8 protein-coding genes are annotated in these 8,695 nt (G+C 72.4%); 3 read left to right on the forward strand and 5 right to left on the reverse strand.

Annotation, left to right across the window (positions count from 1 at the left end):
• The coding region (locus K206_RS43815; RefSeq protein ID WP_020204751.1) for an endonuclease/exonuclease/phosphatase family protein at positions 1 to 806 on the forward strand (806 nt) is incomplete at its 5' end.
• A 38-nt stretch (positions 807 to 844) separates the two neighbouring features.
• Here K206_RS43815 and K206_RS0123030 read toward each other — a convergent pair.
• Positions 845 to 1,315, reverse strand: coding sequence for a DUF2127 domain-containing protein (locus K206_RS0123030; protein WP_020204752.1), 471 nt, complete (start codon positions 1,313 to 1,315; stop codon positions 845 to 847).
• A gap of 225 nt (positions 1,316 to 1,540) precedes the next feature.
• Here K206_RS0123030 and K206_RS0123040 point away from each other — a divergent pair, with 225 nt between their 5' ends.
• Together K206_RS0123040 and K206_RS39025 are read left to right on the forward strand one after the other, a co-directional pair.
• Complete coding sequence (locus K206_RS0123040; RefSeq protein ID WP_020204754.1) at positions 1,541 to 1,753, forward strand: DUF3820 family protein; 213 nt, start codon at positions 1,541 to 1,543, stop codon at positions 1,751 to 1,753.
• Positions 1,754 to 1,848: 95 nt separating this feature from the next.
• Complete coding sequence (locus tag K206_RS39025) at positions 1,849 to 2,556, forward strand: GntR family transcriptional regulator (RefSeq protein ID WP_020204755.1); 708 nt, start codon at positions 1,849 to 1,851, stop codon at positions 2,554 to 2,556.
• Positions 2,557 to 2,622: 66 nt separating this feature from the next.
• Here the strand turns inward: K206_RS39025 and K206_RS0123050 are convergent, their stop codons facing one another.
• From K206_RS0123050 to K206_RS39030, 4 genes are all read right to left on the reverse strand, one after another.
• Positions 2,623 to 3,921 carry an MFS transporter gene (locus K206_RS0123050; protein WP_029043970.1) on the reverse strand — a complete coding sequence of 433 codons (1,299 nt, stop codon included), beginning with the start codon at positions 3,919 to 3,921 and terminating at the stop codon, positions 2,623 to 2,625.
• Positions 3,922 to 4,013: 92 nt separating this feature from the next.
• Positions 4,014 to 4,799, reverse strand: a complete 786-nt coding sequence (locus K206_RS0123055; protein WP_020204757.1) for a DUF4286 family protein — start codon at positions 4,797 to 4,799, stop codon at positions 4,014 to 4,016.
• 151 nt (positions 4,800 to 4,950) lie between these two features.
• Entirely contained in the window at positions 4,951 to 5,862 is a 912-nt protein-coding gene (locus tag K206_RS0123060) for a LysR family transcriptional regulator (protein WP_020204758.1), read from the reverse strand.
• 409 nt (positions 5,863 to 6,271) lie between these two features.
• A complete protein-coding gene (locus K206_RS39030) occupies positions 6,272 to 8,485 on the reverse strand; it encodes an EAL domain-containing protein (protein ID WP_020204759.1) in 2,214 nt (737 codons plus the stop codon).
• Between the last annotated feature and the right edge of the window lie 210 nt (positions 8,486 to 8,695).

The following is an 8,695-nucleotide window of genomic DNA, read 5'->3' on the forward strand; positions in this document are numbered from 1 at the left end:
TGCAACTGGCGGGCCGGCCCGCCACGCTGTGGTTCGGCGAGCGCACGCGCCAGCCGCTGGCTGCCACCTTCAGCCTGCCCGGCCACGCGCGCCGGCTCACCGTGGCCGTGAACCACTTCAAGTCCAAGCGCTGCACCGACGCGCGCGGCGCCGACGCCGACCAGGGCGACGGGCAGGCCTGCTGGAACCGCGCGCGCATCGCGGCGGCGATGCGCCTGGCCAACTGGCTGGCCAGCTCGCCCACCGGCGTGCCCGACGACGGCAAGCTGGTGATCGGCGACCTCAACAGCTATGCGCGCGAAGACCCCGTCCGCCATCTGGCCGAACGCGGCTACGCGGACATGATCGCGCGCTTTTCCGTGGCGCCGCCGTACAGCTTCGTGTTCGGCGGCGAGGCCGGCTACCTGGACCACGCGCTGGCCGATGCCGCCGCGGCCGGCCGCGTCCGCGCCGCGCGCCACTGGCATATCAACGCCGACGAGCCGGCGGCGCTGGCCTACCCGTTCGCCGGCAAGAGCGCGGCGCAGCAGCAATCCTTCTACGCGGCCGACGCCTACCGCTCGTCCGACCATGATCCGGTGCTGGTCGACGTGGCGATGCACGACGAGGCCGCGCCGCCCGCCGGCGGAACGCCGGCAGCGGACAGTCAGGAGAACGGCGCGCTGGCGTGGCCGGCCGAAGGCGGCGGTGGCGGTGGCGGCGGTGGCGGTGGCGCCGTGGACCCGCTGCCGGCCCTCGCGCTGGCCGGGGCGGCATGCGTCGCGCGGCGGCGGCGCTGGCCACGCCGCTGGCGCCGGCGCAAATGACGCCGGTGGCGCAGGTAACGCCGGTGGTGCCAGTGGCGCTAACGCGCGCTGGCCGGCGCGCGCCGGATGCCGTTGGCCAGGTAGACCACGATCAGCACGTTGGCCACGGCCAGGCCGAGATGGACCGGCGTCGGATGGGCGATGGCCTCGTAGGCCTCCACCGGGATATAGACCGCGCCGGACCAGACGCCGAGCCAGCTTGCCCATACGCGCTGGTGCCACAGCCCGAAGGCCTCGGTGAAGCGCATCGCCGCGTACATCGCGGCCGAGCCGCCGATCGCCCACAGCCGCGCATCGCTCGGATGGTTCAGCAGCGACAGGAAGATGGTGGGATAGCGGCTGCCCGGATTCAGGTGCAGCCGCATCACGATGGTCTCGGCCAGCGCCTGCGCGTCGCGGTGCAGGAGCGCGACTAGCCCCAGCCCGGCCAGGATCACCAGCGCGCCCTTGGCGGCCTCGAACAGGGCGATGCCCTTCAGGCCCGCGCCTCCCGCTGCGTGCTTTGCCATATTGCCTTTCCTTTGTCGAAACCGGCCTGCCGGACGCGCCGCGGACCCAAGGCGGGATCGTACCGCGCCGCGCCCGCGCGCGGCAATCGGCGCCGCCGGACGCGCACCGGCGCGCCGTTGCCGTTGCCGTTGCCGTTGCCGTTGCCGTTGCCGTTGCCGTTGCCGGCGCCGCGCCGCCGGCACGCTGTTACCATCGGGCTGCCGCCGCCATCCGACGCCCGTGCCATGAACCCCGAACATCTGCAGCTCCTGCTCACCCGCACCATGCCCTACGGCAAGTACAAGGGCCGCGCGATCGCGGACCTGCCGGGCAACTACCTGAACTGGTTCGCGCGCGAAGGCTTCCCGCCCGGCGAGATCGGCCAGTTGCTGGCGCTGATGCACGAGCTGGACCACAACGGCCTCAAGGGGCTGCTGGAGCCGCTGCGCAGGCGCTAGCCGCGCGGCGCCCGCCGCGGCGGCGCCACGGATTGGTAGTACGATTACGCCCTTGCCACGCAACGCCATACAGCAGGGGGAGAGTTTTGCCATCAGTGGAACGCCGCAGCGCCGGCTCGCCGCGCGCCCGGACCGAGACCGTGTCGGAGAACGAACGGGCCTATGCCGGCCTGCGCGAGCGCCTGACCACGCTGGTCTACCGCCCCGGCGAGCATCTCAACATCTCCACGCTGGTGGACGACCTGGAGATCGGCCGCACGCCCATCAACCAGGCGCTGCACCGCCTGGCCAACGAAGGCCTGGTGCAGATCCTGCCGCGCAAGGGCGTGGTGGTCGCGCCGCTGTCGCTCGACGACGCGCTGCACCTGATCGACGTGCGGCTGGCCAACGAGACGCTGTGCGCGCGGCTGGCCGCCGAGCGTGTCACCGCGCAGGGGATCGCCGCGCTGGAAGGCATCCTGCGCGAGCTGGACGCGGCCGTGGCGCGGCGCGACCTGCCGCTGGTGACGAACCTGGACCGCCTGTTCCACGAGGAAGTGGCGCAACTGTCCGGCAACCCCATCCTGATCGAGATCCTGAAGGTGCTGCACGCGCGCTCGCAGCGCTTCTGGGCCATCTCGCTGTCGTCCGAGGGACACCTGGGCGAGGTCGGCGAGGAACACCGCGCCATCCTGCAGGCGCTGCGCGACGGCGACGGCGCGGCGGCGGCCAGCGCGGTGACGGCGCACGTGCTGTCGTTCCGTCAGGCCCTGCTGCAGGGCCGCCGCGAACCGGTCTTCGCCATGACCGGCGCGGCCGGCTAGCGGGCGGCTAACGGGCGGCCGGCCGGCGCCACGCGGGCGCCGCCAACACAACAGTCAACGCCGCCGTCAGTTCTCCAGCGGCTTGCGCGCCGTCTCGCGCGCCACCAGCAAGGCCACCAGCGTGACGGCCAGCGCCAGGCTCACGTAGAGCGAGATCGCGGTGGTCGAGCCATACGCCTTGTACAGGCTGGCGATGATCAGCGGCGCGAAGCCGCCGCCGAGGATGCCCGCCAGCGTGTAGGCCAGCGACGAGCCGGCGTAGCGCACCCGCGTGGGAAACTGCTCCGTCACGAAGGCGGCCTGCGGGCCGTACATCATGGCGTGGATCACCAGCCCGCCCACCACCGCCGCGCAGATCTGCCACGGCTGCGCGCTGTCCATCAGGCGGAAGAACACGAAAGCCCACGCCACCGCCAGCAGCGCCCCGGCGACATACACCGGCCGCCGGCCGAGCCTGTCGGACAGGCTGCCGAACAGCGGCACGGCAAGCGCGTTGCAGCCGGCGCCGATCATGGTGGCGGTCAGCGCCAGCGGGCGCGACAGGTGCAGCACGCCGGTCACGTAGGTCAGCGTGAACACCACCACCAGCGCATAGAGCACGTCCGAGCCGATGCGCGCGCCGCCGGCGACGAGCAGGCGCCGCCAGTGGTCCGCGAACACGTCCTTGATCGGCGTCTTCGCCGTGCTCTTGCGCGCTTCCATCTCCCGGAACAGCGGGGTTTCCTCCACGCCGCGGCGCAGCCACAGCCCGAACACGACCAGCAGCACGCTGGACAGGAAGGGAATGCGCCAGCCCCACGCCTGGAAGTCCTCGGGGCTCAGCCACAGCGACACTAGCGCGATGAAGCCGGTGCCCAGCAGCGTGCCGCACGACGGCCCCACCTGCGTGAACGAGGCATTGCGCCCGCGCTGGTGCTGCGCGCCGTGCTCCATCGACAGCAGCACCGCGCCGGCCCACTCGCCGCCGATGGCCGCGCCCTGCACGAAGCGCAGCGCCACCAGCAGCAGCGGGCTCCAGACGCCCCACGACTGGTAGGTCGGCAGCACGCCCATCAGGCCGGTGGCCACGCCCATCACGACCAGCGTGGCCACCAGCACGAAGCGGCGCCCGAGCTTGTCGCCGAGGTGGCCGAACACCACGCCGCCGAGCGGGCGCGAGACGTAGCCCACGGCATAGGTGGAAAACGCCAGGATGGTGCCGGTGAGCGGATCGAACGAGGGGAAGAAGATGGCGTTGAAGACCAGCGCCGCCATCAGGTTGTAGACGGTGAAGTCGTACCACTCCAGCGTGGTGCCGATGGTGCTGGCCGCGGCCAGCCGGCCCATGCGGGGCTTGCCGGCGGCGGCGTGCGTGCCGGCCTGCATGCCGGCGTGCGCGACCGGGTGCGTGGCGGCCTGCGCGCCGGCCGGCTCCTGCGCGGCGGTGGCGGTGGCGATAACGGTGTCGGCGCCGCGCATCATGCCACCTCCCGCGAGAACAGCTTCCACCGCAGCGCATAGCGCGCGGCGCCGGCGGCGTCCGCGCCGCATGCATCCAGGCGCGCGGCCGCGTCGCGCAGCGCGGCCACGCCGGCGGCTTCGCTGCTGGTCTCGATCACCAGGAGCGGGCGCAGTTGCCGGTTCTCCACGCTCTCGCGCGGCAGCGGCTGGCTCAGCGCGGCGTCCGGCACCAGCAGGTAGGACTGCACGAAGCCGGGCCGCGCGGAGAGCTCGCCGCCCACGTCGGCGGCCTGGTCGACCAGCGCCGGCACGTCGTCGGGCCGCGCCAGCGGCAGCACGGCCAGCCAGCTTCCGCTGCCCTGCCCGACCACCGCGGCGACTTCGCTCACGCGGCGCACCGGCTGGCGCATGCGGCCGAGGTTGGCGACCGACCACGGCGTCTGGCGGCCGAACGCGGCCTGGTAGGCGGCGGACGTGAAGGCCGCCAGCGATTCGGTGCGGTACAGGCCCAGGTATTTCGGGCCGCCCTGCACCGCCTCGTAGCGCGCGGCGGAGATGAAGCCGCGGATGCGGGCGCGCTCTTCCACGTGCTCGCGGTCGTACCACTGGTTGAAATCGTCCTCGTCGGCCGCGTCCACATTGGCGGCGACGAACAGCATGCCGTGCGGCGCCATGCCCGCCGGCGCGTCGTCCACGCCGGACGTTCCGGCCATCCCGCGCATTTGCCGCATTTCCCGCATTTGCCGCATCTCGTGCATTTCCTGCGTATCGTGCCTCTCGTGCATCTCCTGCATCTCGCTCATCCTTCTCTCCTGTGGCCCGCGCCGTCTGCGGGCGGTGAGAAGATGATCGGCGCCGGCCACGCGCGCGGCAAACGGGTTTTTCTTCGCGTTTCCGATCAGTTTTTCTGTTCGATGCGGCCATGCGCGCGCACCAGCACGGCGCGCGCGCGCCCTATGCCGGCGCAAATGGTGCAGGCAGCGACCGCACGTAGCGGTCGGATTCGCGGCAGGCCAGCTCCGCCACCAGGCGAATCGCCTCGGAGGCGGCGTGGTCGAGGTGGCTGACCACCAGCCGCTGGTGCGGCAGGGGCACGTCGCACGGGATCACGCGCAACTCGCCGCGCTCCACTTCCTCGCGCACCGGCGCCAGCGGCATCAGCGCGTTGCCGAAGCCGCCCCTGACCAGCCGCACGATGGCCGCGATGGAGCTGACGCAATGCACCTTGCCCACCGGCAGCCCGGCCTTGCGGTACAGCTCCTTGAGCGCGAGATGCGGCTGCGAGCCGGGGCTCATGGTGATGGTGGGATGCTGGAGCAGCGTGGCCAGCCGGCCTTCGCCGGGCTGCGCGGGCCCGAGCGGGCCGACCCAGCCGATGGCCATCGGCAGGCACGGCGTGCTGGTGATGCCCTCGCCCACCGCCGGATCGGTCTGCAGGGCAATGTCGATGCCGCCCGCGCGCAGGGTGTTGTGCAGGCTCTGCGTAGTCTCCGAGGTGAGCTGCACCTCGATGCCGGGATAGTGCGTCTGCAGGTGGCGCAGGAAATCGACCAGCCACGTATGCACCACGCTCTCGATGGCGCCGATGCGCACCAGCCCCAGCGGCGCGTCGCCGGCGCGCCCGAGCACCATGATCTCGCGCTGCAGCTCCAGCAGCCGCTCGCCGTAGCCAAGCAGGCGCAGGCCGACCGGCGTGAGGCGCAGGTCGCGCGCCTCGCGCTCGAACACCCGCGCGCCGATCTCCTGCTCGAGCGAGGCGATGCGGTTGGACATCGCCGCCTGCGTGATGTGCAGCTTCTCGGCCGCCGCGCGGAAGCTGCCCAGGCGGGCCACCCACATGAAGGCTTCGATGAAGCGCGTGTTCATGGCGCCGGGCCTGCCCCGCGCCCACGCCGGCACGCATGCCGGCACCAGCGCCGGCCGCCGTGCCCGCCGTGCCCGCCGCACGAGCCGCCTCCGCCGCGCCGGCGCGGCGCCAGCGGCGCCTGCCTGGCTACCGCAGCGGCCACAGCCGTGGCCGCCGGCACGCCGGATGTCCCGGGCGCGCGGGATGTCCGGAACGCCCCGGATGCCGTCATTCGCATGTTCCCCCTGTTCGATAAACTGAAATTTCACAGTAATGGCAGGGCGATTCTCATGCAATTTCCGCACCAGTGCTGTAGTGGGATTCCCTAGGAAAGCGGCGGACGCGGAGGCGAACGAAAAAGCGGACGAAAAGGCAAGCAGGAAGACCGACGCAGCGGCGGCGGCCGCGCGCGCAGCCCGCCTCCCGCCGTCAGGCAGCCGGCTCCGCCACGCCGCGCTCGGCCAGCCACGTCTCGAACGCCGCCGGCGGCATCGGCATGGCGAACAGGTAGCCCTGGCCGATCTCGCAGCCGTGCGCGCACAGGAAGGCGCGCTGCGACTCTTCCTCGATGCCCTCGGCGACCAGGGTCAGGCCGATGCTCTGGCCGATGCGGATGGCCGCGTCCACCAGCGTGGCGGCGGCGTGGTGCGAGTCGAGGCCCTGCACGAAGCTCTTGTCGAGCTTGAGCTCGTCGACCGGCAGGTTCAGCAGGTGGCCGAGGCTGGAGTAGCCGGTGCCGAAGTCGTCCATCGACAGGCGCACGCCCAGCCCGCGCACCGCGGCGAGCGTGGCCTGTATCTCGGGCTTGCTCTCCATCACCAGCCCCTCGGTGATCTCCACGGTCAGGTCGCTGCCGGCCAGGCGATGCCGCCGCAGTATCCCGGCGATGACGTCGGGAAGCTCATGGTGATGGAAATTCAGCGGCGACAGGTTGACGGCCACCGACGGCACCCGCAGCCCGGCGGCCCGCCAGCGCGCCAGTTGCCCGCAGGCCTCGTCAAGGGCCCAGTAGCCCAGGTCGACGACCAGGCCGCATTGCTCGGCCAGCGGAATGAACTGGTCCGGGGAAACGTTGCCGGTCTCGCCGTGGTGCCAGCGCGCCAGCGCCTCGACCCCGGCCAGGCTGTTGTCGCACAGGCGGATCTTGGGCTGGTAGTGCAGTTGCAGCCGGTTCTCGAGCAGCGCCGCCTTGAGCGCCTGCTCGAGCCGGGCGCGCGCCAGCTCGCGCGCGCCCAGCTCGGCGTCGAACAGGCGCACGCGGTTGCGGCCGCCGTGCCGGGCCTCGCGCAGGGCGAGGTCGGCATGGCGCATCAGCGTGTCCCAGTCGCGCCCGTGCGCGGGGCAGACGCAGGCGCCGATGCTCGCCGACACGTTCAGCTTGCGCCCGGGTATCGACACCAGCGGCCGCGCGATGGCCGCGCGCAGGTTTTCGGCAAGCGCCAGCGCGGCCGGCGCGTCCAGGCCGGGCAGGATCATGACGAATTCGTCGCCCGAGCGCCGGCCCAGCAGCGCGGCGGCGGGCGCCTGGGCGCGCAGGCGCCCGGCGATCTCCTCCAGCAGCAGGTCGGCCTGCCGGTGGCCCAGCACGTCGTTGATCTGCTTGAAATCGTCCAGATCGATGAACAGGGCGGCGAGCGGCACGCCGCCGCGGTCCGTCTGCGCGATGGCGTCCTCGGTCAGGCGGCGCACGGCGTGAAGATTGAGCAGACCGGTCAGCGCATCGTGATTGGCCTGCCAGCGGATCCGCTCGCGCGCGGCGTCGCGCTCCAGCGCCAGCGCGCACAGATGCGTGCAGATCTCGGTGAGGCGGCAGTGATAGGCGTCCGGGCCGCGGCGGGTGGAATAGTAGAACGCGAAGGTGCCGAGCACGCTGCCGTCGCCGGACTTGATCGGCGTCGACCAGCAGGCGGCCATGCCGGACAGGCGGGCCATGTCCTGGAACGACGCCCACAGCGGATCGGTGAAGATGTCGGTGACGGCAACCGGCTCGCCGCGGAACGCCGCCGTGCCGCACGAGCCGTTGCACGGACCGACCGGCGCGCCGTCGATGCCGGCGGAGTAGCGCGGCGGCAGGCTGGGCGCGGCGAGCGGGCGCAGGCGCCCTTCGGCGTCGACGCGCAGCACCGAGACCGCGACGCCGGGCGTGACGCGCTCGATCGCGCGGCACATGGCGTCCATGATTTCCGCCAGCGGCCGGTCCTGCGCGATGGCTTCGAGCGCGGTGCGCTGGATGCCGTCGCGCAGCTTGGTCTCGGTGATGTCGGTCAGCACGCAGACGAGGCTGGCCAGCGCGCCGTGGTCGTCGAGCACCGGATTGGTGAGCGCGGAAAACCAGCGGGGATATCCGCCGGCCGTGTCCAGCAGGCATTCGCCGCGCACCGCCTGCCCGGCCGCGAGCCGGCCCAGGAACTCGCCGGCCGGCGTCGCCGGCTGCAGCCACGCCCACAGGGCCGCGCCGCCCGCCGGGCCGGCCAGCGGGCCGAACAGGGACACGAAGCTGGCATTGGCCTGGACGATGCGGCCGCGCGCGTCGGCAACGGCCACCGGGCTGTCCATCGTATCCAGCCCGATCGCGGGCGGCGCCGCCGCAAGCCCGCCAAAGCGCGCGCCGGGAACGAACAGGCGATTCATCTGCGATGACATTCAGGCATCCTCATGAGACCGGCGATGCGCCAACCGGCGGCTTGCGCGCCACTTTCCCATGTTCCGTGGGAACTCGCGATCCATATTAGCCGGGCGGCGGCGTGCGGCACAAGCGCGGCAGCATGACAGCCGCCGCCCGGACTATGCGCTGCGTGCCGGCGCGCGCTCCGTGCGTTGCGGCACGCAGCGCCGCCGAGGGGGCCGGCGGGG

Origin of the sequence: Cupriavidus sp. WS (assembly GCF_000395345.1) — a bacterium.
GTDB lineage: Bacteria > Pseudomonadota > Gammaproteobacteria > Burkholderiales > Burkholderiaceae > Cupriavidus > Cupriavidus basilensis_B.